The sequence below is a fragment of the Bradyrhizobium sp. USDA 3256 genome (assembly GCF_054058275.1).
The window spans coordinates 8411273-8436161 of the sequence record NZ_JBSSAE010000002.1; the positions used below are offsets into that span (position 1 = coordinate 8411273).

Here is a 24889-nt window from a genome sequence, read left to right on the forward strand (position 1 = left end):
CGCTTCGCGCCCCGGAATGACGGTCTGATTGCCGTTACCGGATCGGCGGCGCGTACTGGACGCCACCGGCGTTCCAGAGCTGGTTCATGCCGCGCGGGATCTTCAGCTTGGAGTCGGCGCCGACGTTGCGGTCGTAGACCTCGCCGTAATTGCCGACATGGCGGATGATGCGCACCGCCCAGTCCTTGGTCAGGCCGAGATCCTCGCCATAGGTGCCCTCGGTGCCGACCAGCCGCATCACTTCCGGCTTCTTCGACTTCAGCGCCTCGTCGATGTTCTTCGAGGTGATGCCGAGTTCTTCGGCGTTGATCATGGCGTACAGCGTCCACTTCACGATCATCATCCAGTCGTCGTCGCGCAAGCGCACCACCGGCGCCAGCGGCTCCTTGGAGATGATGTCGGCGAGGATCGTGTGGTCGCTCGGCTTGGCGAGGTTGAGCCGCAGCGCATAGAGCTGCGAGGCGTCCGATGTCAGCGTGTCGCACTGGCCGGAGTTATAGGCCTTCACGACGTCGTCCAGCTTGTCGAACTTCATCTCCGTGTACTTCATGTTGTTGGCACGGAAATAGTCGGCGAGATTGAGCTGTGTCGTGGTGTTGGCCTGCACGCAGACCTTGCTGCCGTTCAGGTCGAGCGCGGAGTCGATGTTGCGCGAGCGCGGCAGCATGAAGCCCTGGCCGTCATAATAGGCGACCGCAGGAAAATAGAGGTCGTAATTGGTCTCGCGCGACATGCTCCAGGTGGAGTTGCGCGAGAGGATATCGACCTTGCGGTTCTGTAGCTCCTTGAAGCGTTCGCTGGCGTCGAGCGGCACGAACTTCGCCTTCGACGGATCGTCGAAGATCGCCGACGCGACCGCGCGGCAGAAGTCGACGTCGAAGCCGCTCCAGTTGCCCTTGTCGTCCGGGATCGAGAAGCCCGGCAAGCCCTTGTTGACACCGCACAGCACATCGCCGCGACGGACGGTGCGCTTCAGCGTGCGGGTGTCGTAACGCTCATAGGTGATGGCGGCGGCCGCAACCAGTGCGGCGATCGCGAGCCCGATCGTCAGGCCGCCTCGAAATGTACGCATGGGTTCTCTCTCGGGAAGGATCGGGGAAAATCAGGGCGGAATCGAAGGCGGGTAGAGATCAGAGTTCGGGCTTTTGCCGGATGATCACCTTGGTGCCGACCGGAACGCGGTTGTAGAGATCGGCGACGTCGTTGTTGACCAGGCGGAAGCAGCCGGAGGAAACGGCGGTGCCGATGGTGTCGGGCCGGTTGGTGCCGTGGATGCGGTAGACCGTGGTACCGAGATACATCGCGCGTGCGCCGAGCGGATTGCCCGGGCCACCCGCCATGAAGCGCGGCAGATAGGGCTGGCGCGCGATCATTTCCGGCGGCGGCACCCAGTCGGGCCACTCGGCCTTGCGGGTGATGCTCACGAGGCCCTGCCATTGAAAGCCTTCGCGGCCGACGCCGATACCGTAGCGGAGCGCGCGGCCATTGCCCTGCACCAAATAAAGGTGGCGCTCGGCGGTCGCGACGATGATGGTGCCCGGTGCCTCATTGGTCCGGTAATATACGACCTGCTTTTGCCATTCCGGGTCGAGCTCGTAGCCGTCGTCGGCAACAAGGCCGGGCTCGTCGGCGTCCGGGCGGTTCTGGGCGAAGCCCTGCGACGTCGACAGCACGAGCGCACCCGTCGCGATCAACATCCAGACCAGGTGACGAAACTTCGTCATTGAAAGCTCTCCTTGTTGGCACGCGGCCAAATGGTTGCTCCACCCAAAATGCGCATGATCCGCCAAAGTGTGAGCGTTTGGCGATCAGATCGTGCGCCACCTTAACTTGAGCGAGATCGGACGCAAAACCGGTACCCACTTTTGCTGATCTCGCTCGCGAACATCAAATCTCAGTGACAGCTTGATGGCAAGTTTAGGGCGAGCCTTGATCTAGATCACTGTAATGCTTCTGTTTTTTATCGCGATGAATGATCGACGGACGGGCCGGCCGGCTCATTTCGGCGCGATCCAGAGTCGCAAGGCGAACGAGATCAGCGTCACGGTGCCGACGCCGCCGAGCCAGAGCACCGCGAACCACAGCAGACGCTGGCCGAGTGGCCGCTGATTCGGCACCAGAGCCATTGCCGTTCCGATGGAATCGGAACGGGGCTCTGGATTCTCGTTTTGACGCGTTTTCTTGACGCGAACCGGAATCCACTTCGCTGGAAAACGCTCTAGCGGCATCAGTGGTATCCGTGGCCGGGGCGCACCTTGCCGCGGAACACCCAATAGGCCCAGGCGGTGTAGCCGAGGATCAGCGGCACCAGGATCGAGACGCCGACCAGCATGAAGACCTGACTGTTCGTCGGTGCCGCCGCCTGCCAGATGGTGATGCTCTGCGGCACGATGTACGGATACATGCTGATGCCGAGTCCGGCATAGGACAGCGCGAACAGCCCGAGCGTCAGGAAGAACGGCTGGTGGTCGTTCTTGTTGCTCAGCGCGCGCAGCAGCAGCGCGGTGACGGCGGCGACCGCGATCGGCACCGGCGCGGTGAGGATGATGTTGGGCCAGGCGAACCAGCGCTGGGTGTATTGCACGCTGAGGAACGGCGTCGCGATGCTGACGGCGCCGATCGCGCAGAGCATCGCGATCAACAACATCCAGCTCAGATGATAGGCGCGGTCGCGCAGCTCGCCCTCGGTCTTCATCACCAGCCAGGTCGCGCCGAGCAGCGCGTAGCCGATCACCAGCGCGACGCCGGTCAGGACGCTGAACGGCGTCAGCCAATCCCACCAGCCGCCGGCGTATTGGCGTCCCTCGACATGGATGCCCTGCAGGATGGCGCCGAGCGCGATCCCCTGCGCCAGTGTCGCAAGCAACGAGCCGCCGGCGAAGGCGATATCCCATTTGTTGCGCGCCTTCTGGGTCCGCCAGCGGAATTCGAAGGCGACGCCGCGGAACACGAGGCCGAGCAGCATCGCGATCATCGGCGTGTAGAGCGCCGGCATCAGCACCGCGTAGGCGAGCGGAAACGCCGCCATCATGCCGCCGCCGCCGAGCACCAGCCAGGTCTCGTTGCCGTCCCACACCGGCGCCACCGTGTTCATGATGACGTCGCGGTCGGTCTTTTGCGGAAACAGCGGAAACAGGATGCCGAGGCCGAGATCGAAGCCGTCCATCACGACATAGACGAACACGGCAAAGGCGATGATGAAGGCCCAGATCGTGGCGAGATCGATCATCGTGCGCCCTCCACGGCAGTGCCGGCCGCCGGCGTGATGCCGGCGGCGCGGGCGGGAAGATCCTTCGTCGGGCCTTGCTCGCCGGGATGCGGCGGCTGCGCCATCAGCCGCAGGATGTAGATCACGCCCGCCGTGAACACGGCGAAATAGACGATGATGAAGGCAATCAGCGACGAGCCCACCGCTGGCGCCGCCAGCGGCGACGCCGAATCGACGGTGCGCAGCAGCCCGTAGACCGTGAACGGTTGCCGCCCGGTCTCCGTGGTGATCCAGCCCGCGAGCACCGCGATGAAGCCGGCGGGGCCCATGAGGACCGCGAAGCGATGCAGCAGCGGCGACTGGTACATCATCCCCCGCCAGCGCATCAAAAGGCTGAGCAGGCCGAGCCCCATGATCAGGAAGCCGAGCCCAACCATGATGCGGAACGACCAGAAGGTGATCGGCACCGGCGGCCAGTTCTCGCGCGGCACGGTGTCGAGGCCGGCCAGCGGCGCGTCGAGCGAATGCTTCAGGATCAGCGACGACAGTTTAGGCACCTCGATCGCATACTTGACCTTCGCCTCACGCTGGTCGGGCCAGCCGAACAGGATCAGCGGCGCGCCGTTCTTGTGGCTCTGGTAATGGCCTTCCATCGCCATCACCTTGGCGGGCTGGTGCTCCAGCGTGTTGAGGCCGTGCTGGTCGCCGGCGAGGATCTGGATCGGCGCCACCAGCGTCGCCATCCACATCGCCATCGAGAACATCACGCGCGCTCCGGCCAGATGCTGGTCGCGGAGCAGATGCCAGGCGCCGACCGCGCCGACCACGAGCGAGGTGGTGAGGTACGCCGCCAGCACCATGTGCACGAGGCGATAGGGGAACGACGGATTGAAGATCACCTTGAGCCAGTCGGCGGCGACGAACTGGCCGTCGGCGTTGACGGCGTGGCCGGTCGGTGTCTGCATCCAGGAATTGGCCGACAGAATCCAGAACGCCGAGATCAGCGTGCCGATCGCGACCATCAACGTCGCCACGAAGTGCAGCCTGGGGCCGACGCGTTCGAGCCCGAACAGCATCACGCCGAGGAAGCCGGCTTCCAGGAAGAATGCGGTCAGCACCTCATAGGCCATCATCGGGCCGATCACCGGCCCGGTCTTGTCGGCAAAGGACGACCAGTTGGTGCCGAACTGGTAGGACATCACGATGCCCGAGACCACGCCCATGCCGAACGCGACCGCGAAGATCTTCAGCCAGTAATTGAACAGGTTGATGTAGACCTCGCGCTTGGTGGCAAGCCACAGCGCTTCCAGCACCGCGAGATAGCTCGCAAGCCCGATCGAGAATGCGGGAAACACGATGTGGAACGACATCGTGAAAGCGAATTGCGCGCGGGCGAGTACGACCGCATCCCAGCCTTCGAACATCACGCACCATCCGTCGTCGACCTGGCGTGGACCTTAGCACGTCAGCTGTGACGACAAAGAGGGCGGATTGTCCGACTGAAGCGGGTTGAGTTTTGGCTGGATCGGCTTGGTGCGGTCCCGGTTCACCTCTCCCCGTTGGGGAGAGGTGAGGTTGCGACGCCGTTCCAGCTCAACCTGATCTCATCAGGTTTTAGCTGTTGGCGTTGAGCAGCCGCGCGACGGTGCGGTCGATCTCGTCGTATTGTCCCTCGCCGGCGTGCTGGAACACGATCTTGCCGTTCTGGTCGATCACGTATTGCGCCGGCCAATACTGGTTGCGGTAGGCGTTCCAGGTCAGCGAATTGTTGTCCTGCGCCACCGGATAGAGGATGCCGTGCCGCTTCAGCGCCGCCTGCACGTTGGAGGCCGAATGCTCGAACGGGAATTCCGGCGTGTGGACACCGATCACGACGAGGCCGCGATCCCGGTACTTGGAATAGAGCTGGGTGACGTGCGGTAGCGTGTTGACGCAGTTGACGCAGCCATAGGTCCAGAAATCCACCAGCACGACCTTGCCGCGCAGGTCGGCAAGCCTGAGCGGCTGCGAATTGAACCAGTTGCTGATGCCGACGAATTCGGGCGCGGTCTGGCTCTGTTCGGCGGTCATGGCGATCGCCCGCGGCACCGGCTGCGCCGGCGCATCTGACTCGGTGCAGAGGCCGGGAATGACGGCGCCGCCGAGGCCAAGGCCCGCAACCAGAGTGGATACGGCGATCAAGCGCAGGGACATCGATATCTCCTTTGGGCTTACAGGCCGATCTGGCCGTTGGGATAGAACTGGGTCAGCCACGCCACGATCAGCGTGTCGTATTGCAGGTAGGACAGCGCGGCGAATGCGACGATCACGACGCCGAAGCCCTGCTGCAGGCGCGGCGCGATCCGCGCCATGCTGCGCACGCGCGTGGTGACGGCCTGTCCGCCATAGGCAATCGCAAGCATCGGGATCGCGGCGCCGATCGCGTAAGTGACGAGCTGCAGGCTCGCCCACGCGGTGTCCTTCGAGGTCGCGACGATGGTCAGGATCGAGCCGAGCACGGGGCCGGCGCACGGCGTCCACACCAGGCCGAGCGTAGAGCCGAGCACGAAGCCGCCGAACAGGCTTTGCGACGGCGCGGCCTGACCGAGGCTGCCCTCTTGCTGAGACGCGTTTTCTTGACGCGAACCGGCATCCGCTGCGCTCGAAAACGCTTTGGTAGCGCCGGCGAGCCGGATCGACAGCCATTCGAACGGCGCCGGCCAGATCATCAGGAGACCGAAGCCCGCGAGCAGCACGGCCGCGCCGGTCCGCAGCACGTTCGGATCGAAATCGAAGGCGCGGGTGATCGCGCTCAGCAGCAATGCCACTGCAGAAAATGACATCACGAAGCCGAGCGCGATCATCGCGGGCCGCGCCTTGCCGGTCTGGCCTATCGATACCCCGAGCAGGATCGGCAGCATCGGCAGGGTGCAAGGGGCGGCGACGGTGGCGACACCGGCAAGCAGGGCAAGCGCAAGGCTGAGCATCGTCATCCGTCCATCAGAGTCCCGGCGCGCCAGAGGGCCGTGCCGGGTACGCCTGATGTTCTTCGCGAGGACGGTTGGGCCGTTACGGCGGGCCGGTCGCGAGCCGCGTCACGTCTGTGTGAGGCGAGGTGCACTCGGCTTCACGACGTCGCGCCAAATACAGAGCGACCCGGCTGGGGGGCATCCCGGCCGGGTCGTTGGAGGCTACTTGGGAGGTTAGAACGAAGAGGTATCGAAACCGGTTCAGTGAATTGGGGTTGCGTCGTTGGATATGGGTATAGAGGTCGCGTTTTTCCGGGTGATGTCGTCGATTGTTTCAATTGTTTCGTCGCCTGAATTTTTCGGCTTCGTGGACAATTGCCCGGTTCGCGTGATCTCCCTTTAAGAGGCTGAATTTACAATCTTTTATGCGGCGACGCTATCCACGCCGGCACCCCGGAGGAGGTCGGCAAGCTGCTTGCGGGCATAGAACATGCGCGTCTTCACCGTGCTCTGCGGGATCCCGATGATCTGCCCGGCCTCCTCGACCGACTTCTCATGGTAGTAGACCAGATTGATGATCTCGCGGTGGGCCGGCGACAGCTTGGCCACGCAGGCGCGCAGGATCTCGCTGGTGGTGGCGCGATCGAGCGAGGTTTCCGGCGTGTCGGCGCCGTCGGCGATCTCCAGCACGTCGTCCTGGTCGATGTCCTCGTGCTTGCGTTGGCGCAGCGCGGTCAGCGCCTTGAAGCGGGCGATCGAGAGCAGCCAGGTCGAGACCTGCGAGCGGCCCTCGAATTGGGCCGCGGTGCGCCAGACGTCCAGGAACACCTGGCTCACCAGGTCCTCGGCCATGGTGGTGTCGCGCACCATGCGGAGCACGAAGCGGTAAACCCGGACGTTATGACGGGCATAGAGCGTGTGCATCGAGGTGCGGTTATTCTTGGCGATACGCGCGAGCAGCGTTTCATCCGAGGTCGCGCGAGCAGCGTCGATATGCTTCGCGGCTGCAGCGTTGATGGCGATGACGTTCGGCATGACAGGCTCCCAGTTCGCCGTTGGGCGGCGGTTCGTTGGGAGAATTGTTAGTTACGGCCCGTTTCCGGATGTCTGCGCGAAAAGGGGAAAATGGTTTCGTGAACGGGAGAATTGTTTCGTCGCCGGCCGGACGACGAAACATTCAGGACCAAAAAGCCAATAATTTCAATGTGTGGAAAATTCGAACGGCCGGATTCCAGCCGTCGGAACGAATCCGGCTGTTATGACTTCTGGCACTGTCGGCGCTTATTCGGCCGCCTGCAGCGAGGGCGCCGCCTTTTTCGGGGCAATCCAGAACGCTTCGGGCCGTTCGAACAGGAAATTGGCCCGCGCCGCCAGCGCCAGCCGCCAGATCACGAGCGAACCGGCGACGCCGACCGCGGTCACGATCAGCGAGATCAGGCCGATGTCGTGGATGACGCCGAAGCGCAGCAGAAGGGTGCGCGTTGCCGCCATCGGCAGGAAGAAGGCGAGATAGATCACGATCGAATGCTCGCCGCAGAAGCGCAGGAAGCCAAGCCAGTGCGCGCGCGCCAGCAGCGTGCCGGTCACGATGATCGCGCAGGCGCCGGCAAAGCCGAGCGCCAGCGAGACGGCCGGCCATTCGCTCACCTCGAGCGCAACCAGGCCGCCATTGATCAGCGCCCAGAGCCCAAGCCCGACCAGGGCAAGCGCAGGCCGTGCCCGCGCGCGGTCCGACAGCGCAAACACGTAATTGGCGAGGACATAGCCGGTGTAGAAGTAGACGAAGCGGGAGCAGAATTCGTCGATCACCGTCCAGCCGGTCGCGACATGCGCGGTCTCCAGCGCTGCCGCGATCAGCCAGATCACGAGCGGGTGGACGTTGCGCGCGAGCTTGGTGACGACGAAGAAGATCGGCAGCAGATAGATGAACCACAGCGTGCCGAACGGCTCGATGAAGGATTCGAGATATTGCAGCCCAACCTGGGCCCAGCCGGTCTCGGCGGCCAGCGACGGCGCCTTGAAGCCGAACTGGATCGTCACCCAGAGCACGTAGAAATAGGCGAAGTGCATCACCTTGCGGTCGAGATAGGTGCGCCAGTCGCGATCGATCACGACCGACAGGAACAGGCCCGAGATCAGGAAGAAGTCCGGCATCCGGAACGGTTTGGCGAACATCACGACATAATGCATGAAGCCGGTCTGGTCCGCGGCCTTCTCGACCCCCAGCACCGAATGCATCATCACGACCATGATGATGCAGATGCCCTTGGCGTAGTCGACCCAGTCGACGCGTCCGCTCGCGCCTGGGGCGGAACGATCTGTCGCAGCGGCTGTGCCGTTTGTGGTCATCTTTGTCCTGTTCCGGCGTGATCGTGCCTATCATCGGCCCGATCGGTTGCTTTCTCCTTTATTCATACAAATGACGTGCCGGCGAACCCGGACGTTTCAGCGGGTTTCCCGTAGCCGGCGAATGGTCTAAGAGGCCGAGGAATCCAAGAGAAGAGACCGTTTGTTAACCATGGGACGCACCGGCGCGAGCGCCGCTGCGGTGATGAAAAGTCCTTGCCGCGCCAATTCGATAGCCCGCTGCCGATCGACGCCGTGCTCGATGAGCTCGATCGCACGCTCGATGGTCACAACGCCGCGGTGCTGGTGGCGCCGCCGGGCGCCGGCAAGACCACGCGCGTGCCGCTCGCGTTGCTCGATGCGCCCTGGGCGAGGGGCAAGAAGATCATCGTGCTGGAGCCGCGCCGCATCGCTGCGCGCGCCAGCGCCGAGCGGATGGCGAAGACACTCGGCGAGCGTGCCGGCGAGACCATCGGCTATCGCGTGCGCTTCGGCTCGAAGGTGTCGCGCGCGACGCGGATCGAGGTCGTCACCGAAGGCATCTTCTCGCGCCAGATCCTCGACGATCCCGAGCTCAACGGCGTCGCCGCGGTGCTGTTCGACGAATTTCACGAGCGCTCGCTCGATGCCGATCTCGGGCTGGCGCTGGCGCGCGACGCGCAGACCGGCCTGCGCGAGGACCTGCGGATCCTCGTGATGTCGGCAACGCTCGACGGCGCACGCGTCGGAAAACTGCTCGGCGACGCGCCGGTGGTCGAAAGCGAGGGGCGCGCCTTTCCGGTCGAGACCCGCTATGTCGGCCGCAAGGTCGACGCGCCGCTGGAGCGGCAGATGGCCGAGACGATCGCGGCCGCGCTGCGTGCCGATGCCGGCTCGGTGCTTGCCTTCCTGCCGGGCGCCGCCGAGATCCGCCGCACCCAGACTTTTTTGGCCGAGCGCGTGCACGACGCCGCGGTCGAGATCGTGCCGCTGTTCGGCGCGCTCGATGCCGCCGTGCAGGATCGCGCCATCGCGCCGGCGCCGAAGGGCGCCCGCAAGGTGGTGCTGGCGACCTCGATCGCCGAGACCTCGCTGACCATCGAGGGCGTCCGCATTGTGGTGGACTCTGGCCTCGCGCGGGTGCCGCGCTACGAGCCTGATATTGCGCTGACCCGGCTCGAGACCGTGCGGGCCTCGCGTGCCGCGGTGGATCAGCGGCGCGGCCGTGCCGGCCGTATCGAGCCCGGCATCTGCTACCGGCTCTGGGACGAGCCGCAGACCGCGTCGCTGCCGGCTTACACTGCGCCCGAGATCCTGTCCGCCGATCTGTCCTCGCTGGTGCTCGACCTCGCGCAATGGGGCGTCAGCGATCCCGCGGGCCTTGCCTTCCTCGATCCACCGCCGGGACCGGCGCTGAAGGAGGCCCGATCGCTGCTGTCGGAGCTCGGTGCGCTCGACGGCGACGGCCGCATTACAGAGGAAGGGCAGAGCCTGCGCGCGCTGGCGCTGCCGCCGCGGCTGGCGCGCATGATCGTGGATTCCGCCCGCTTCGGTGCTGGCGAGGAAGCGGCCGAGATCGCCGCTGTTCTGACTGAACGCGGGCTCGGCGGCGACAGCGTCGATCTCGACGTCAGGCTCGACCAGTTCCGCCGCGATCGCTCGCAGCGCGCATCGAGCGCCCGCAGCATGGCGGCGCGCTGGGCCGCGCAGGCGAGGTCGGCGGTGGGCGAGCAGAAGGATCTCTCCACCGGCGTCATGCTGGCCTTCGCATTTCCGGATCGCGTCGCCAGGAACCGCGGCAATGGCAGCTTCGTGCTGGCTAACGGCCGCGGCGCCGCCGTCGAGCAGACCGCGGCGCTGGCGCGGCTGCCTTATATTGCGGTCGCCGAGCTGACCGGCACGGCGGCGAGCGGCCGCATCCTGCTGGCGGCGCCGATCACCCAGGAAGAGATCGAGCAGCGCTTCGCCGACCAGATCGAGAATGTGGAAGAGGTGACGTTCGACCGCGGCGCGATGGCGCTGCGCGCCCGCCGCAGGCGTTCGCTGCACGCGATCACGCTGTCGGAAGCACCGATGTCGCTGTCGCCCTCGGCCGAGACCGCGCGCATCTTCGCCGATGGCCTGATCGCGGCCGGGCTCGACCGGTTGCCGTGGTCGAAACACTCCAAGCAATGGCGCGACCGCGTCATGTTCCTGCGCAAGGCTGAGGACGAGAGTTGGCCCGATTTGTCGGACGCAGCGCTCGCCGCGCGTGCCGACGACTGGCTGGTGCCGGCGCTCTACGACAAGACCGCGCTGAGGGATCTGTCCGCCGGCGATCTGTCGGATGCGCTGATGGCGCTGCTGCCGTGGGAATTGCGCGCGCGGCTCGATCGCGAGGCGCCGACGCATTTCGAGGCGCCGACCGGAACGCAGCTCGCGATCGACTACGAGGCCGAGCAGGGCCCGACCATCGCGGTGCGGCTGCAGGAGCTGTTCGGGCTCAACACCCATCCCTCGATCGCCAAGGGCGCGGTGCCGCTGGTGCTGGAACTGCTGTCGCCGGCACAGCGGCCGGTACAGGTGACGCGCGAACTGCCAGGCTTCTGGCGCGGCAGTTACGCTGCCGTCCGGTCCGACCTGCGCGGCCGCTATCCGCGCCATCCCTGGCCGGAAGATCCCGCCAGCGCGATGCCGACCAGGCGCGTGAAACCGCGCGGGACTTAAGGTCGTTCTTCGTCATGGCCGGGCTTGTCCCGGCCATCCACGTCTTGCCTGCGTTGGTGGTCCAAAGACGTGGATGCCCGGCACAAGGCCGGGCATGACGAGAGGATTGAGTTCGGCGCTGGCGAGCGTCCGCAAACGGTGGTTAGATTTGCACGCTGGGATGGGATCACGGGCTCGCAGTTTGGGGAGGCCACCGTGGAGATCAAGAACGCATCGCCGTCGCTGTACAACGAAGACCTGGCGCCGGCCAAAGAACGCAACTGGGGCGCCTTCAGCATCTTCAACGTCTGGACCTCGGACGTGCACAGCCTCTGGGGCTATTATCTCGCCGCCAGCCTGTTCCTGCTCTGCGGCAGCTTCGTCAACTTCATCCTCGCGATCGGCGTCGGCTCGCTGGTGATCTTCGTGCTGATGAGCCTGATCGGCAATGCCGGCGTGAGGACCGGCGTGCCCTATCCGGTGCTGGCGCGCGCCTCGTTCGGGGTCTGGGGCGCCAACATTCCGGCGCTGGTCCGCGCCATCGTCGCCTGCTTCTGGTACGGCGCGCAGACCGCCGCGGCCTCGGGCGCGATCGTCGCGCTGCTGACCCGGATGGACAGCTTCAAGGCATTCCACCAATCCAGCCATATGCTCGGCCATTCCACGCTCGAGGTGATCTGCTTCGTCGTGATCTGGGCCTTGCAGCTCCTGATCATCCAGCGCGGCATGGAAACCGTCCGCCGCTTCCAGGACTGGGCGGGACCTGCGGTGTGGCTGATGATGCTGATCCTTGCGATCTATCTCTGCATCGCGGCCGGCGGCATCTCGCTCACCGCGCCGATCCCGCAGGACGTGCTGCTGGAGAAGACCAAGGAAGCCGGGGTGCCCGGCGTGCCCGGCTCTTTCCCGGCGCTCTGCGCCGTCGCCGCGACCTGGATCACCTATTTCGCCGCGCTCTATCTCAACTTCTGCGACTTCTCGCGTTATGCGCCTGACGTGCAGGCGCTGCGCAAGGGCAATATCTGGGGCCTGCCGGTCAATCTGGTCCTGTTTTCGCTGGTCGCCGGTGTCACCACGATCGCGGCGTTCAACGTCTACCACGAGGTGCTGCTGCATCCCGACCAGATCTCGGCCAAGTTCGACAGCTGGTTCCTGGCGCTGCTCGCCGCGGTCACCTTCGCGGTGGCGACGCTCGGCATCAACGTCGTCGCCAATTTCGTCTCGCCGGCGTTCGATTTCTCGAACGTGTTTCCGCGGCATATCGACTTCAAGAAGGGCGGCTACATCGCGGCGCTGATCGCGCTGGCGCTGTATCCGTTCGCGCCCTGGGAGGGCAGTGCCGCCTCGTTCGTCGGGCTGATCGGCGCGACCATGGGGCCGATCTTCGGCGTCATGATGGTCGACTATTATCTGATCGCCAAAGGCCGCGTGAACGTGCCGGCGCTGTATCAGGAGAACGGCGAATATCGCTTCCAGAACGGCTGGAACGTCAGCGCGCTGATCGCGGCCGGCGTCGGGGCGCTGTTCTCGTCGGTGCTGCCGAACTTCACCTCGATCCTGCCTGCGTGGTGGGCGGTCTATGGCTGGTTCTTCGGTGTCGGAATCGCGGGCGCGGTCTATTACGCGCTTCGCGTTGCGATGCCGAGCCCGGTCGCCAGAACGGCCTGAGAGACGGCCTTAGAATCCGCCCTGGGGCCGAAAAATTACGGCCCTCGCGGGCGACCGACGTCATTCGGCCGCCCCTCGGGGCTCGTATTAACTCTTCGCTCATCCTTTTCGCCAAAATGGCAGGCTCGTGCCGCCGCCCTCGCTCGCGGCGGGGCGGGCGGCGTGGTGAAATTGCGTGTTCGGTTTTCCGAGTATGGTGTCATGCGTAACCTGATGATTTTCGCGGCCATCCTGATCGGGCTGGGCACCTTCATGGCTCAGATGGCCAGCAAGATGTCGCCCGCCGCCGCGACCACCACAAAGCAGACCATGGCCCCAGCCGTCACGGTGGCGCAGGCCAGCGCCCGCACGGTCAGCATTGCGCCCGATCCTCGCGGTCATTTCGCGACCGACGGCCGGATCGACGGCCAGCGCATCAACTTCATGGTCGACACCGGCGCCTCCGTGGTGGCCCTGAACGAGACCTCGGCCGCGCGCTTCGGCCTGCGTCCGGTGCCGGGCGACTACACCTCGCGCGTCACCACCGCGAACGGCACCATCAAGGCGGCGCGCGCCCGCATCGCCATGATCGAGATCGGCGGCCTTACCGTACGCGACGTCGACGCGCTGGTGCTGCCGGACGAAGCGCTGTCGGAGAACCTGCTCGGGCTGTCCTTCCTGTCCAAGCTGAAGCGCTTTGAATACGCCAACGGCAAATTGTTGCTGGAGCAGTAAGGCCGATTGGCATCAAAGCCCTGTCCAAGTCTATTGCGGAGTTACCTCCACGCACTGAGCAGGGTCTGAAATACAGAACTCAGTTTTCCCGGTAGTCTGATCGATTTTCCAAGAGCCTAACACTGGCCATCCGCCAAAAATGTTTGAAATCCCTCCCTGTACGTTAAGTCCTTTGCCGATCGGTTTCTCCGGAAAGCCGGGCCTCTCGGCGCATTGACCGGTTAATTGCTTGGTCTCGGCGTCGAGGACTGCGGTGCAGTGATGAAGCTTCTCGTTCTTGTGGTCGAGGCGTTCGACAGCATAATGGTTTACCCCAGTCTCCACAGTCGCAAACTCAGCGAAAATTTCGTAATCCGCAGCCAGCCCAACGGTCGCCGTCACGGTTAGCGAAAGTGCGAGTATCCCGGTCCTCAGAAGCCTCATAAGACCTCTCCATGTCTTCCCCTGTGATGCGGACCAGGTCCCCATTTCGGCAGAAATTCGGGCCACTGAGGCGGTTTCGGAGAGTGTCGAGCCGGTCTCCCGGCGTGCTCACCGCAAATCCCTACTGCACTCTCTAATATAGTCGGGCGGATCGTCGAGATTCGAGCAGCGCACGACCTGAGAGCAAAAGACTTCGTCACCGTGTTTGAATATCGAGACTTTTAAACTCTCGTCTCTCTCCGTCGGTTTCCCAATAATAGCTATGCCTAGACCGCGATCGTCACCTGATAGCGACACCTCATCTACGCCAAAAGCAAAAACGGATAGACACTCTTTCGGCACATCGGTCCATTGTCCATTGTGTTCAATGCGCATCGACCGTTCGAGGCCTACCCCAAACCCTTTTTTTTCCGGGTTTCGGTCGCAAACTGCCTTGAGGGTGCGAAGTTCGATCCTCGCAAGATCCCCGCCTTGTTGATTTTTGAAAGTCAAAGTCACGACATCCGGCTTACACCAGGGGCCGGAGTTTGCCTTGCATACCGTTGAACTGGTGAGCAGAAGGCATAAGGCTCCCGCGAGCGCGAACATTTTCATCGGCATGACTCAATATTTGTATCGATTCCAATCAGGCATTCTCGACCCCGTCGGCTTGCCGTGAAGCCAATACAAATAGCTCCCATCCCAAGATCCAACCCACGCTCGATAATCCGGAGTTTTCTGGGAGTAGGCTTTCGCATTGTTTAGATCTCCATCACTCTCGTGCTGATTATCCCAGTGCATGTGCCCACGTGCCACCGCACCGCTATCGCCAAACCCCACACCACCGCCGAGCGCTCCGTCTTGGAATCCGCGCGCTATCTGATCGTAGTAATATAGTCCGTTGCGCTTATGAATTTCCACGCCCAACTCCGGGATGAAACCCCTGCTCTTGGTCTCTTCCGGGTAATGTTGGGTACCAAGGTCTATCATTTCCTTGCGGGCAGCGTCCCATGCGCGTTCCGCGCTCTCGAAACCGATCCCCGCATTGCGGCTCGGATAGTCACCACCTTCGTCGCCGCCGAAGCGCTTGATGCCGACGATGCCATCCGATCCGCTGGGGCTGTTGCCAGTCGCTGGCCCATTGACGCCAGGCTGACCGGCTCCTGTCGCGGGCTGTTGCCGCTGGGTTTGCGGCTGTGGCTGCGCTGGTTGAGTTGGTGTCGGCGGCTGTTGAATCTGCGCCTGTTGAGCAAGGCGATCCGCGGCGAACGGATCGTGGTCAACGGGAACGAGCGAGTAGTCATCGAAGTCCGGCTGATGATCCACCGGCACCAGAGAGTAATCAGGCATGATCATTACCTACAGATATTGCGGACAGTTTCGGGCGAGCCCGTGCGTGACCGCACCTCGCGGAGAGGGCTGGGTTGGCTTTAGATGTTTGAAGGCAAGTGCTTAAAGGATGGCTTGCGCAATGGCGCGGAAGTGTCGCTTCCGGTTCGGCTTGCCCATCGTCTTCGCCGGGGCGCCCGTCTGTCGGTGGGGGCGGCCCTGGCTATCAGCCAGTTCGGCTCGCTGCGGTGGCCAATTTCGGCGCGCTCGGCAGTGTACTGGCTGACAGCGGCCTGTCCGATTCAAAAAGCCCGCAGCGGATTTTCCGGTGCGGGCTTAATTGTTGCGACGATGAAAATATATCGGTGAGTTGCCCGACGTGTCAATTATTCGATGCGCAGATTGCAGAGCGCCGGGAGCGGCTGAAATAACAACCGCACGGCAATGCCTGTCCTTCCCTGCCCCCCCTGCAGAAACCATGCTGGGTCGGAGCGATTGGCGGTCAACCAACTCGTAGGGCGCGACAGCGTGCATATTGCGCTGCCGGGCAAGTTTGGGTGGATGACGACAGTATTTCGCCGACGCCAAATCTGCCGCAATTATTAGCCACAAGCCGTCAATCCTGCCTTCCGCTGCGGCGATGCATTCGCTAAAGGCTGCGACGAAGTTTTTCTGCATACGACCATAAGGCCGACCCATGTTTCCCAAGCCGAAATCCGTGCTGGTTCCGAACACCTATGCCTTCGAATCCGAGCCGATGGTGAAGCCGACCGGGTTTCGCGAGTACGACGCGCGCTGGCTGTTCAACAAGGAAATCAACTTGATGGGCGTGCAGGCGCTGGGCATGGGGCTCGGCGCGCTGATCGCGGAGCTCGGCGTCCGCCAGGAGATCGTCACCGGTCACGACTTCCGCGGCTATTCCGCCTCGATCAAATACGCGCTGATCTCGGGCCTGATGGCGGCGGGCTGCAAGGTGCATGACATCGGGCTCGCGGTGACGCCGATGGCTTACTTCGCGCAGTTCGATCTCGATGTGCCCTGCGTCGCCATGGTCACCGCCTCGCATAACGACAATGGCTGGACCGGCGTCAAGATGGGCGCCAACCGTCCGCTCACCTTCGGTCCCGACGAGATGTCGCGGCTGAAGGCAATCGTGCTCAACGCCGAATTCAACAACAAGGCCGGCGGCTCCTATCAATTCCACGAGAATTATCCGGCGCGCTACATCGCCGACCTCACCAGCCGGCCGAAGCTGAAGCGCAGGCTGAAGGTCGTCGCGGCCTGCGGCAACGGCACCGCGGGCGCGTTCGCGCCGCAGGTGCTGGAGGCGATCGGCTGCGATGTGATCCCGCTCGACACCGAGCTCGATCACACCTTCCCGAAATACAATCCGAATCCGGAAGACATGGAGATGCTGCACGCGATCCGCGATGCGGTGCTGGCGCACAAGGCCGATGTCGGCCTCGGATTCGACGGCGACGGCGACCGCTGCGGCGTGGTCGACAACACCGGCGAGGAGATCTTTGCCGACAAGGTCGGCGTCATGCTGGCGCGCGACATGTCGGCGATCAACGCCAACGCGCAGTTCGTCGTCGACGTGAAGTCGACCGGGCTGTTCGTGACCGACCCCGTCTTGCAGAAGCAGGGCGCGAAGACGGTCTACTGGAAGACCGGCCATTCCTACATGAAGCGGCGCACCAATGAGCTCGGCGCGCTCGCCGGCTTCGAGAAGTCCGGCCACTTCTTCTTCAACAAGCCGTTCGGCCGCGGCTATGACGACGGCCTGGTGTCGGCGATCGCGATCTGCGAGATGCTCGACCGCGCCCCCGGCAAGTCGATGGCCGACCTGAAGGACGCGCTGCCGAAGACCTGGTCGTCGCCGACCATGTCGCCGCATTGCGCCGACGAGGCGAAGTACGGCGTCGTCGATGCTGTCGTGAAGCACTTCGAAGCGTTGCAGCAGAACGGCGGGAAGGTCGCGGGCCAGAACATCCGCGACCTCGTCACCGTCAATGGCGTGCGCGTCACGGTCGCCGACGGCAGCTGGGGCCTGGTGCGCGCGTCCTCGAACAAGCCGGAGCTCGTGGTCGTGGTGGAAAGCCCGGTCAGCGAGCGGCGCATGCACGACATGTTCGAGGCGATGGATACCGTGCTGCGCACGCATCCCGAGGTCGGCGAGTACAATCAGAAGATTTGAGGCGGGCTTTCCGCGAATCAACTCGTCATCGCCCGCTTTCGCGGGCGACTACACCGCGTTGCTTGGCCGGCGATGCCAAATCAAATTCGATCTCGTCCCTGCGAAAGCAGGGACCCATAACCACCGAAGTTCATTGTTGCGCGACGCCGGAACGACGGGTCCCATCCATCGCATCCGCCGCGGCGTATGGGTCCCTGCTTTCGCAGGGACGACAAGCGGAAGGAGTCTTAGTCCCCCACACCTGTCATCACCCGGATTGCCGCCTCCGCTAAGCTTCGGCGCGCTGCGCACTCGTGGCGTCGTCGAAGTCTCGGCGTAAACGGGACCAGCCGATGACAGTCCTCACGCCGCCCGCAGCGAAGCCAGGAAGCGGTCCAGTTCGGTCTTCAGCCACTCCGATTGCGACGACAGGCCGTTGGCCGCATCGAGCAGTCGTGCGGTCGCGCTGCCGGCCTGTTCGGAGGCGCGGTTGACGTTGAGGATGCCCTTGTTGACGTCCCGCGTGCGATCGGCGGCCTGCTGCAAATTGCTGGAGATTTCGCGGGTCGCCGCGCCCTGCTGATCGACGGCGGCCGCGATCTCGCCGGAGACCTGGTCGATCTCCGCGATCGTGGTGCCGATGCTCCCGATCGCGCTGACGGCCGCGCCGGTCGCGCTCTGGATATCCTGGATCTGCGCCGAGATCTCCTCGGTCGCCTTGGCGGTCTGGTTGGCCAGTGCCTTGACCTCGCTCGCGACCACGGCGAATCCGCGGCCATGCTCGCCGGCGCGCGCCGCTTCGATGGTTGCATTCAGGGCGAGCAGATTGGTCTGGCTGGCGATGCTCTGGATCAACGTCACCACCTCGCCGATCTTCTGCGTGCCGGCGGCAAGCCCTTCGACGACGCTGTTGGTGCGGCGTGCCTCGTCGGCGGCCTTGGCGGCGATCCGCGCCGAGCGCGTCACCTGCTCGGCGATGTTGTTGATCGAGGCCGTCAGCTCCTCGGTCGCGGACGCGACGGTTTCCACATTGCTCGAGGCCAGCGTCGATGCGGAGGCGGCGGCGGTGGCCTGGCGGATGGTTTCCGCGTTGCTGCCGTTCATCGTCGCCGACAGGTCCTGCATCGCGCTCGCCGCTACCGCGACGGCCTCGACGACCTCGCCGATCTTGCGCTCGAAGCCGGCGGCGAGCTCGCGCCGCGCGGCATCGCGATCGTGCTTGGCGCGTTCGGCCTCGATGCGCTCGGCATTGGCGCGCGCCTCGGCGGCTCCGGCGGCCTCGGCCTCCGCCGCCTTCAGCGCCGACGTCCTAAACAGTTCGGCAAGCGTGTGCGCGAGCCAGATCAACACGCCGGCCTCGATCAGCAGGATTACGGCGTGGAGAACGACGCGACCGAAATCGGCGCCGCCGGGATAGATCGCGGCCGGCAGGATGAAATTCAGCGTCAGGTGATGCAGGGCAACAGCCAAAGTGCCGGCGACGATCGGCCGATAGTCGCAATAGGCGACGAGGCACGCCAGCGCGGCGAAGAAATACATGTGCATGTCGACCTGCCAGCGGTGGCCGGCAAACTGGTAGACCAGCATCGACACGCCGGCCATCAAGGCCACGGCAACGATCAGGCGGGTTGAAACGCCGTTCCCCGAGACGCGCCACGACACCGTCGCGGCCAGCGCCATCGCGACCATGAAGCCGGCCGGCATCAGCCAGTCGGTGTGCAGCGTCATGCCGACGATGATCGCGATCGGAACGTGCAACCACAGCACGACGAGCAGGATCTTGCTGGCCGTCTCGCGCAGGGTGGCCATTTCATCGCCTTCGAAGGTCATCCCCAACCCCCAGATCGTCATCCGCCCTGAAGCAGCCGGCGATCGCCTGCGGATCCATGGTCAGCAAGGCGCCGGCCTCGTACAGCCGGCCCAGCCCGCCATTGCGGTCAGGCCGCACCACCAGCAGGGCCGGGATCGCGGTCATCCGAACGATCGACGCATCGGCGGATGCGGCGGCCAGCAGCACGCGCTCGGCGCGCCACCATGGCGGAAAGGCCACGGCCACCACATCGCTGCCCGCACGCACCTGCAACGACAGCGTTGCGACCGCGATCCAGCTCGCGATCAGCAATGCGGCCGCGCCCAGCCAGGCGGGCCGTCGTTTCGCTGGGATGATGTCCCCCGGCTTCATCGCAGCAGAATACCGCTGCCGCCGCTAACTTCAGGTAAATGCCGAACGCGCCAACTACCTGGGAGCGTATCGACCTATCGTGTGGGATTGTGCGGCGGCGCTTACGCCGCGGGCACCGGCAGCGCCGTCACCGACTTGATCTTCTCCATCGCGAAGCGCGAGGTGACGTTCTTCAGCGGCACGGCACTGATCAGCTTCTTGTAGAACACGTCGTAGGCCTGCATGTCCGCGACCACGACGCGGAGCATGTAGTCGACGTCGCCGGCCATCCGGTAGAACTCCATCACCTCGGGCATGGCGCTGACGGCATCAGCGAATTTGCGCAGCCAGGCTTCCGAATGGTCGGCGCTCTCGACCGAGACGAACACCGAAATCCCGAGCCCGATCTTGTTCTGGTCGACCAGCGCCACGCGGCGCAGGATCACGCCGTCGGCCTCCAGCCGCTGGATGCGCTTCCAGCACGGCGTCGACGACAGGCCGACCCGGTCGCCGATCTCGGCGACGGAGAGCGACGCATCCTCCTGCAGCACGGTCAGAATCTTGCGATCGATCGCGTCGAGGCGGCGGCTGTTGTCATGAAGCTGAATGGCGACATCGGTCATAGAAGAAAGTTCCATATGAAGGTTCAATATCCCTCATATAGAGAAGAATCTTCCAAATCAAGCGATTCGTGGCGGCTCAGGCCGGCTTGGCGTCGGCGTGCTGACCCAAAAACTCTTCAACTTCAGTACGTTGCGGTGCGGCATAAGCACCCCCGAAGCGGGTGCATTTCAGCGCTGCAGCGGCCGAGGCGAAGCGGAGCGCGTCCCGCAACGGCTGCTTCTCCGTGATGGCGAGGGCGAATGCCCCGTGGAAGACGTCGCCGGCCCCGAGCGTGTCGACGGTATGGACCGGGAAGGCCGGGGTTTCCTCGAGCTCGCCGTTCTCGTTGAGCCAGATCGTGCCCATCGGCCCGCGGGTGCCGGCCAGGAAGGAGGGGGTGAGCTTGGCGAGCTTGTGCAGCGCCTGGCCATCGTCGGTGACGTCGGCGGTCTCCTGCAGCGGCTCGCTGGAGAACACCAGATGGGAGGAGGCGGTGAGCAGTCCCTCCCGCATCGACATCGCGCGGTCGACGTCGACCACCACGGGGATGCCGCGCTTGACCGCCTCGGCGCAAAGCTCGGTGCAGAACGGCGCGCAGCGGCTCTCGGTCAGGATCGCCGCGCAATCCTCCAGCAGCAGCTCGGTCGGCGGCAGCTTGACCTTCCAGAGCTCCGGATCGCGGAAGGTGACGATGGTGCGCTCGCCGCTGTCGTCGATCATGATCGCCGAGATCGGGGTGACCAGGTTCGGCATGTGGATCAGATGATTGGTCTCGATGCCTTCCTGGGCGAGCTTGTCGAAGATGTAGCGGCTCGAGGTCTCCTGCGAATCGCCCATCGGTCCGCAGATCGAAGCGCGCCCGCCCAGCCGGACGATGCCGATGGCGGCGTTCAGCGCATTGCCGCCGCAGATCTCGTCGAAATGCGTCGCGTTCTCCTTGGAGCCGCGCGCCGGGACGCCGACGCGAAAGGTCAGGTCGCGCACCGGCAGGCCGATGCAGAGGATGCGGGGCGGGACTTTCGGGGCGCCGTTCTGAAAATTCATGCGGGGATCCGTCGCAATGGTTCCGTTACTGCCAGAACTGTGTCCAGCTTAATCGGCAGAACGATGTCCGGTTCCCGCTATTTGTCCAACGGGTTCTGGTGGTGCACCCAGCGGCCGAGCAGATGATGGGCAATCGCGAACGGATGCGGGCCGGCGAGCCCGTCGGGGTGCTGGCGCTTCAGCATCAGCGCCGCCTCGGCATGGTCGAACCAGCGCGCATCTTCCAGCTCGGTGCGGTCGACGACGATGTCCTCGTTGGTCGCGCGCGCGGTGCAGCCGATCATCAGCGATGACGGATAGGGCCAGGGCTGCGTCATGTAGTAATTGACGTCGGTGCAGCGGATGCCGGACTCTTCGAAAATCTCGCGCCGCACGGCGTCCTCGATGGTCTCGGCGGCTTCCACGAACCCGGCGAGGCAGGAATACATGCCGGGCATGAACTGCTTCTGCCGTCCCAGCAGCACCTTGTCGCCGTACGTGACCAGCATGATCACGACCGGGTCGGTGCGCGGAAAGTGCTCGGCCTTGCAGCTCGGGCATTCGCGCTTCCAGCCGCCGTCCTTCATAGCGGTGCGGGTGCCGCAGTTCGGACAGAAGCCGTGGCGCTGATGCCAGGTCACCATCGATTTCGCCATCGCGATGGCCGAGAGCTGCTCGGGCGGCACCACGCCCTGCATCGCCATGCCGCGCAATTCGGTGATCGCGACGTCGCTGCGTCCGACCAGCTTCTCGGCCGCCTGCGGCGCGATCCCCATGCCGAAGATCGGCGCGGCGTCGCGCAGCCCGAGAAAGATCGTGCCGGGATTGGCGCCGTAACTGCGGGCTTCCTCCAGCGAGAGCAGTGCGCGGGCCCCGCCATCCTCCTGCTTCACGACCAGCGAGTCGCGATAGATCACGTAGGCACGGGCCTCGCGGTGGCCTTCCAGCGCGAACAGCTTCTCGTCGTTGGTGCGCAGATGCGCGGCGCGGTCCAGCACGTGGGTGACGAAGGCCGGCTGGCCGAGCGGAAATGAATCGAATGCAGACATTGAATGTTCAACCCAACCAGATCTTGCGGCGAAGCGCGCTGATGAAATTCTGCACTTCCTCGGCGTCATGCGCCAGCGGCGGCATCACGCCCCAAACGGGACGCGGCCATGCAGCGTCGCTGGTGCGGCGCGCGATGACGTGGACGTGGAGCTGCGGCACGAGGTTGCCGAGCGCGGCGACATTCAGCTTGTCGCACTTGGTGACCTCTTTCAGGGCCCGCGAGACGCGGGTGATTTCGGTCATCAGCTGCGCCTGCTCGACCTCGTCGAGGTCGATGATCTCGACCGCGCCGTCGCGCCGCGGCACCAGCAGCAGCCACGGATAATGCGCATCCTTGATGACGAGCACCTTGCACAGCGGCAGGTCGCCGATGTCGATGGTGTCTTTCTTGAGCTGCGAGTGCAGCGACCAATTGGAGGCGGGCATGTGGGGCAAATAATGCCTTTCCGTGTTCCCAGACAAGTCCCACAAAGCCAGCCTTACAAAGCCGGGTCAGGCCGCTTGCTTTCCGGCGGTTTTGGCCCCAAATAGGGACCGGGAGATTGGCGGTGGACGAGCCACTCGCCAACCGGGTCAGGTCCGGAAGGAAGCAGCCCTAACGAGGTCCGGATCGGGTCGCTCGTCAGTCTCCTACCTGTTTTTCCGAGCGAATCGCGCTGGAATGGCGGTCTCCGCGCCCGGCGCTCGATTTTGGCTCCTATCCGCACGCCGGCTGAAGAGACACCCAAGTTGCGGATCGACGCATGAATGACGCTGGCGACCCCTCCCAACCGTCCGACGGCGCCGGCAAAGGAAGCCCTGACGGCGGTTTCGATCTCGGCGGCGCGCCGGACGCCGCAAAACCCTACCGCGTTCTTGCCCGCAAATACCGCCCCTCCAGCTTCGAGGATTTGATCGGCCAGGAGGCCATGGTGCGCACCGTCTCGAACGCGTTCGAGACCGGGCGGATTCCGCAGGCCTGGATCCTCACCGGCGTCCGCGGGGTCGGCAAGACCACCACCGCACGCATCCTCGCCCGCGCCTTGAACTACGCCAAGGCGGACGGTTCGGTGCAGGGGCCGACCATCCACATGCCCGACCTCGGCGTGCACTGCCAGGCGATCATGGAAAGCCGGCACATGGACGTGCTGGAGATGGACGCCGCCTCCCACACCGGCGTCGACGATGTCCGCCAGATCAATGACAGCGTGCGCTACGCGCCGGCGAGCGCGCGCTACAAGGTCTACATCATCGACGAAGTCCACATGCTGTCGACGGCGGCGTTCAACGCCTTCCTGAAGACGCTGGAGGAGCCGCCGGAGCACGCCAAGTTCGTGTTCGCCACCACCGAAATCCGCAAGGTTCCGATCACGGTGCTGTCGCGCTGCCAGCGCTTCGATCTGCGCCGCGTCGAAGCCGACGTGCTGATGAAGCATCTCGGCAATATCGCGGCCAAGGAAGGCGTCGAGGTCGAGCCCGAGGCGCTCGGCATCATCGCGCGCGCGGCCGAGGGATCGGTGCGCGACTCGCTGTCGCTGTTCGACCAGGCGATCGCGCATGCCGCGGGCAACGTGAAGGCCGACGCGGTCAGGCAGATGCTCGGCCTCGCCGACCGCACCCGCGTGATCGATCTGTTCGAACAGCTGGCGCGCGGCGATATCGCCGCCGCCTTCGCCGAGTTCCGCGCGCAGTATGACGTCGGCGCCGATCCGGTCGTGGTGCTGTCCGACCTTGCCGAGTTCGTCAATTTCGTCACACGCGTGAAGTTCGTGCCGGGGACGGCCGACAATGTCGCGTTCGGCGAGACCGAGCGGGTGCGGGCGCGCGAGTTCGCCGCCAAGCTGTCGATGCGGGTGCTGTCGCGGATGTGGCAGATGCTGCTCAAGGGCATCGCCGAGGTGCAGACCGCGACGCGCCCAGCCGCTGCCGCCGAGATGGTGCTGGTACGGATTGCCTACGTCGCCGATCTGCCGACGCCGGATGAGGCGATCCGGATGATCGAGCAGAACGGCGGCGGCGCGGCTCCCGCGACGTCAGGCTCCGCCGCCTCGTCACCGTCACGCGGCGCACCGAGCTCGGCGATGTCGGCCATGCCGTCGGCGCCGGTGCGCGCGCCGCAGGCCGCGCCGCGCGCCGATCTCGCCGCGCGTCCGCAGATGGCCGCGCCGGTCGCCGATGCCGCGCCGGCGCTGCGGATATCAAGCTTTCCGCAATTGATCGCGCTCGCCGGCGAGAAGCGCGACATCATGATGAAGAGTGCGCTGGAGGCCGATGTGCGGCTGGTGCGCATCGAGGACGGCCAGCTCGAGATCGCCCTCGAGCCGAAGGCGCAGCGCGCGCTCGTCACCGATCTGTCGCGCAAGCTCGAACTGTGGACCGGGCGGCGCTGGACCGTGATCATCTCCAACGAGGCCGGCCAGCCTACGGTGCGCTCGCAGAACGAATTGGCGCGCAGCGAGCACCAGCGCGCCGCCGAGGCCGATCCGCGCGTGCAGGAGGTGCTGGCGCGCTTCCCCGGCACCAAGGTGGTCGAGGTCCGCCGCCTTGCCGCCGAGGTTCCGGTTTCGGATGCCACCGGCGAAGACCCGATTGAAACTTCCGACAGCGACGACGATTGA

The 24889-nt window shown here is 64.6% G+C and carries 24 protein-coding genes and 1 other RNA gene; 7 read left to right on the top strand and 18 right to left on the bottom strand.

All coding sequences use genetic code 11. The features are described from left to right. Nucleotides 1–34: 34 nt before the first annotated feature. From ACVWY5_RS41490 to ACVWY5_RS41530, 9 genes are all read right to left on the bottom strand, one after another. Nucleotides 35–1072, bottom strand: a complete 1038-nt coding sequence (locus tag ACVWY5_RS41490) for an amino acid ABC transporter substrate-binding protein (RefSeq protein WP_028335962.1) — start codon at nt 1070–1072, stop codon at nt 35–37. A 58-nt stretch (nt 1073–1130) separates the two neighbouring features. Continuing rightward, a complete protein-coding gene (locus ACVWY5_RS41495) occupies nt 1131–1724 on the bottom strand; it encodes a L,D-transpeptidase (RefSeq protein ID WP_028335961.1) in 594 nt (197 codons plus the stop codon). Nucleotides 1725–1997: 273 nt separating this feature from the next. Next, nucleotides 1998–2126: a DUF2474 domain-containing protein gene (locus tag ACVWY5_RS41500; protein ID WP_152977644.1), complete on the bottom strand. Its 129-nt coding sequence runs from the start codon at nt 2124–2126 to the stop codon at nt 1998–2000. Nucleotides 2127–2227: 101 nt separating this feature from the next. Further along, a complete protein-coding gene (cydB, locus tag ACVWY5_RS41505; RefSeq protein ID WP_028335960.1) occupies nt 2228–3229 on the bottom strand; it encodes a cytochrome d ubiquinol oxidase subunit II in 1002 nt (333 codons plus the stop codon). Continuing rightward, nucleotides 3226–4632, bottom strand: coding sequence for a cytochrome ubiquinol oxidase subunit I (locus tag ACVWY5_RS41510; RefSeq protein WP_028335959.1), 1407 nt, complete (start codon nt 4630–4632; stop codon nt 3226–3228). The genes cydB and ACVWY5_RS41510 overlap by 4 nt, the downstream gene beginning before the upstream one ends. A 190-nt stretch (nt 4633–4822) precedes the next feature. Then, complete coding sequence (locus tag ACVWY5_RS41515) at nt 4823–5401, bottom strand: thioredoxin family protein (protein ID WP_028335958.1); 579 nt, start codon at nt 5399–5401, stop codon at nt 4823–4825. A gap of 17 nt (nt 5402–5418) precedes the next feature. Then, nucleotides 5419–6174, bottom strand: a complete 756-nt coding sequence (locus ACVWY5_RS41520; protein ID WP_028335957.1) for a cytochrome c biogenesis CcdA family protein — start codon at nt 6172–6174, stop codon at nt 5419–5421. Between the two features lie 405 nt (nt 6175–6579). Beyond that, entirely contained in the window at nt 6580–7191 is a 612-nt protein-coding gene (locus ACVWY5_RS41525; protein ID WP_028335956.1) for a sigma-70 family RNA polymerase sigma factor, read from the bottom strand. 246 nt (nt 7192–7437) lie between these two features. Beyond that, the gene (locus ACVWY5_RS41530; protein ID WP_028335955.1) at nt 7438–8505 is read right to left on the bottom strand and encodes an acyltransferase family protein; all 1068 of its coding nucleotides are present in this window, start codon (nt 8503–8505) and stop codon (nt 7438–7440) included. 213 nt (nt 8506–8718) lie between these two features. Here ACVWY5_RS41530 and hrpB point away from each other — a divergent pair, with 213 nt between their 5' ends. The 3 genes from hrpB (at nt 8719) to ACVWY5_RS41545 (ending at nt 13548) form a co-directional block, all read left to right on the top strand. Continuing rightward, complete coding sequence (hrpB, locus tag ACVWY5_RS41535) at nt 8719–11187, top strand: ATP-dependent helicase HrpB (protein ID WP_028335954.1); 2469 nt, start codon at nt 8719–8721, stop codon at nt 11185–11187. 195 nt (nt 11188–11382) lie between these two features. Further along, nucleotides 11383–12834, top strand: a complete 1452-nt coding sequence (locus ACVWY5_RS41540; protein WP_028335953.1) for an NCS1 family nucleobase:cation symporter-1 — start codon at nt 11383–11385, stop codon at nt 12832–12834. Nucleotides 12835–13035: 201 nt separating this feature from the next. Continuing rightward, nucleotides 13036–13548: a TIGR02281 family clan AA aspartic protease gene (locus ACVWY5_RS41545; RefSeq protein ID WP_028335952.1), complete on the top strand. Its 513-nt coding sequence runs from the start codon at nt 13036–13038 to the stop codon at nt 13546–13548. 30 nt (nt 13549–13578) lie between these two features. On the opposite strand, the gene ACVWY5_RS41550 is transcribed toward ACVWY5_RS41545, so the two are convergent. The 3 genes from ACVWY5_RS41550 to ACVWY5_RS41560 all read right to left on the bottom strand — a co-directional run bounded on the left by ACVWY5_RS41550 (nt 13579) and on the right by ACVWY5_RS41560 (nt 15300). Then, nucleotides 13579–13971 (bottom strand): hypothetical protein, encoded by a 393-nt coding sequence (locus tag ACVWY5_RS41550; RefSeq protein ID WP_028335951.1) that lies wholly within the window; start codon nt 13969–13971, stop codon nt 13579–13581. 108 nt (nt 13972–14079) lie between these two features. Next, nucleotides 14080–14565, bottom strand: coding sequence for a hypothetical protein (locus ACVWY5_RS41555; RefSeq protein ID WP_283089177.1), 486 nt, complete (start codon nt 14563–14565; stop codon nt 14080–14082). A 9-nt stretch (nt 14566–14574) separates the two neighbouring features. Next, nucleotides 14575–15300 carry a hypothetical protein gene (locus ACVWY5_RS41560; protein ID WP_283089178.1) on the bottom strand — a complete coding sequence of 242 codons (726 nt, stop codon included), beginning with the start codon at nt 15298–15300 and terminating at the stop codon, nt 14575–14577. An 84-nt stretch (nt 15301–15384) separates the two neighbouring features. On the opposite strand from ACVWY5_RS41560, the gene ACVWY5_RS41565 reads away from it, so the two are divergent. Together ACVWY5_RS41565 and ACVWY5_RS41570 are read left to right on the top strand one after the other, a co-directional pair. Then, nucleotides 15385–15648 (top strand): hypothetical protein, encoded by a 264-nt coding sequence (locus tag ACVWY5_RS41565; protein ID WP_283089179.1) that lies wholly within the window; start codon nt 15385–15387, stop codon nt 15646–15648. Between the two features lie 328 nt (nt 15649–15976). After that, nucleotides 15977–17476: a phosphomannomutase/phosphoglucomutase gene (locus ACVWY5_RS41570; RefSeq protein WP_028335949.1), complete on the top strand. Its 1500-nt coding sequence runs from the start codon at nt 15977–15979 to the stop codon at nt 17474–17476. A gap of 342 nt (nt 17477–17818) precedes the next feature. Here ACVWY5_RS41570 and ACVWY5_RS41575 read toward each other — a convergent pair whose 3' ends face one another. The 6 genes from ACVWY5_RS41575 to ACVWY5_RS41600 form a co-directional block, all read right to left on the bottom strand. Further along, nucleotides 17819–19285, bottom strand: coding sequence for a methyl-accepting chemotaxis protein (locus ACVWY5_RS41575; protein WP_028335948.1), 1467 nt, complete (start codon nt 19283–19285; stop codon nt 17819–17821). After that, nucleotides 19266–19637: a hypothetical protein gene (locus ACVWY5_RS41580; RefSeq protein WP_051376246.1), complete on the bottom strand. Its 372-nt coding sequence runs from the start codon at nt 19635–19637 to the stop codon at nt 19266–19268. Before ACVWY5_RS41580 ends, ACVWY5_RS41575 begins: the two co-directional genes overlap by 20 nt. Before the next feature lie 101 nt (nt 19638–19738). Next, nucleotides 19739–20239 (bottom strand): Lrp/AsnC family transcriptional regulator, encoded by a 501-nt coding sequence (locus ACVWY5_RS41585; protein ID WP_016848075.1) that lies wholly within the window; start codon nt 20237–20239, stop codon nt 19739–19741. Nucleotides 20240–20315: 76 nt separating this feature from the next. Further along, entirely contained in the window at nt 20316–21263 is a 948-nt protein-coding gene (locus ACVWY5_RS41590) for a sugar kinase (protein ID WP_028335947.1), read from the bottom strand. Nucleotides 21264–21340: 77 nt separating this feature from the next. Beyond that, on the bottom strand, nt 21341–22291 hold the full coding sequence (nudC, locus tag ACVWY5_RS41595; protein ID WP_028335946.1) for an NAD(+) diphosphatase: 951 nt from the start codon (nt 22289–22291) through the stop codon (nt 21341–21343). A 7-nt stretch (nt 22292–22298) separates the two neighbouring features. Continuing rightward, a complete protein-coding gene (locus ACVWY5_RS41600) occupies nt 22299–22718 on the bottom strand; it encodes an HIT domain-containing protein (RefSeq protein ID WP_028335945.1) in 420 nt (139 codons plus the stop codon). Nucleotides 22719–22829: 111 nt separating this feature from the next. Between ACVWY5_RS41600 and ffs the strand changes: the two genes are divergently transcribed. Both ffs and ACVWY5_RS41610 read left to right on the top strand, forming a co-directional pair. Continuing rightward, nucleotides 22830–22926: signal recognition particle sRNA small type (ffs, locus tag ACVWY5_RS41605), an RNA gene on the top strand. Between the two features lie 109 nt (nt 22927–23035). Further along, entirely contained in the window at nt 23036–24889 is a 1854-nt protein-coding gene (locus ACVWY5_RS41610) for a DNA polymerase III subunit gamma/tau (protein ID WP_028335944.1), read from the top strand.

What these genes read in the sequence shown, in the direction of transcription:
- ACVWY5_RS41490 (WP_028335962.1), bottom strand. Translation starts at nt 1,072, where the DNA reads ATGCGTACATTTCGAGGCGGCCTGACGATCGGGCTCGCGATCGCCGCA.
- ACVWY5_RS41495 (WP_028335961.1), bottom strand. Translation starts at nt 1,724, where the DNA reads ATGACGAAGTTTCGTCACCTGGTCTGGATGTTGATCGCGACGGGTGCG.
- ACVWY5_RS41500 (WP_152977644.1), bottom strand. Translation starts at nt 2,126, where the DNA reads ATGGCTCTGGTGCCGAATCAGCGGCCACTCGGCCAGCGTCTGCTGTGG.
- cydB (WP_028335960.1), bottom strand. Translation starts at nt 3,229, where the DNA reads ATGATCGATCTCGCCACGATCTGGGCCTTCATCATCGCCTTTGCCGTG.
- ACVWY5_RS41510 (WP_028335959.1), bottom strand. Translation starts at nt 4,632, where the DNA reads ATGTTCGAAGGCTGGGATGCGGTCGTACTCGCCCGCGCGCAATTCGCT.
- ACVWY5_RS41515 (WP_028335958.1), bottom strand. Translation starts at nt 5,401, where the DNA reads ATGTCCCTGCGCTTGATCGCCGTATCCACTCTGGTTGCGGGCCTTGGC.
- ACVWY5_RS41520 (WP_028335957.1), bottom strand. Translation starts at nt 6,174, where the DNA reads ATGCTCAGCCTTGCGCTTGCCCTGCTTGCCGGTGTCGCCACCGTCGCC.
- ACVWY5_RS41525 (WP_028335956.1), bottom strand. Translation starts at nt 7,191, where the DNA reads ATGCCGAACGTCATCGCCATCAACGCTGCAGCCGCGAAGCATATCGAC.
- ACVWY5_RS41530 (WP_028335955.1), bottom strand. Translation starts at nt 8,505, where the DNA reads ATGACCACAAACGGCACAGCCGCTGCGACAGATCGTTCCGCCCCAGGC.
- ACVWY5_RS41545 (WP_028335952.1), top strand. Translation starts at nt 13,036, where the DNA reads ATGCGTAACCTGATGATTTTCGCGGCCATCCTGATCGGGCTGGGCACC.
- ACVWY5_RS41550 (WP_028335951.1), bottom strand. Translation starts at nt 13,971, where the DNA reads ATGAGGCTTCTGAGGACCGGGATACTCGCACTTTCGCTAACCGTGACG.
- ACVWY5_RS41555 (WP_283089177.1), bottom strand. Translation starts at nt 14,565, where the DNA reads ATGAAAATGTTCGCGCTCGCGGGAGCCTTATGCCTTCTGCTCACCAGT.
- ACVWY5_RS41560 (WP_283089178.1), bottom strand. Translation starts at nt 15,300, where the DNA reads ATGCCTGATTACTCTCTGGTGCCGGTGGATCATCAGCCGGACTTCGAT.
- ACVWY5_RS41565 (WP_283089179.1), top strand. Translation starts at nt 15,385, where the DNA reads ATGTTTGAAGGCAAGTGCTTAAAGGATGGCTTGCGCAATGGCGCGGAA.
- ACVWY5_RS41570 (WP_028335949.1), top strand. Translation starts at nt 15,977, where the DNA reads ATGTTTCCCAAGCCGAAATCCGTGCTGGTTCCGAACACCTATGCCTTC.
- ACVWY5_RS41575 (WP_028335948.1), bottom strand. Translation starts at nt 19,285, where the DNA reads ATGACCTTCGAAGGCGATGAAATGGCCACCCTGCGCGAGACGGCCAGC.
- ACVWY5_RS41580 (WP_051376246.1), bottom strand. Translation starts at nt 19,637, where the DNA reads ATGAAGCCGGGGGACATCATCCCAGCGAAACGACGGCCCGCCTGGCTG.
- ACVWY5_RS41585 (WP_016848075.1), bottom strand. Translation starts at nt 20,239, where the DNA reads ATGACCGATGTCGCCATTCAGCTTCATGACAACAGCCGCCGCCTCGAC.
- ACVWY5_RS41590 (WP_028335947.1), bottom strand. Translation starts at nt 21,263, where the DNA reads ATGAATTTTCAGAACGGCGCCCCGAAAGTCCCGCCCCGCATCCTCTGC.
- nudC (WP_028335946.1), bottom strand. Translation starts at nt 22,291, where the DNA reads ATGTCTGCATTCGATTCATTTCCGCTCGGCCAGCCGGCCTTCGTCACC.
- ACVWY5_RS41600 (WP_028335945.1), bottom strand. Translation starts at nt 22,718, where the DNA reads ATGCCCGCCTCCAATTGGTCGCTGCACTCGCAGCTCAAGAAAGACACC.
- ACVWY5_RS41610 (WP_028335944.1), top strand. Translation starts at nt 23,036, where the DNA reads ATGAATGACGCTGGCGACCCCTCCCAACCGTCCGACGGCGCCGGCAAA.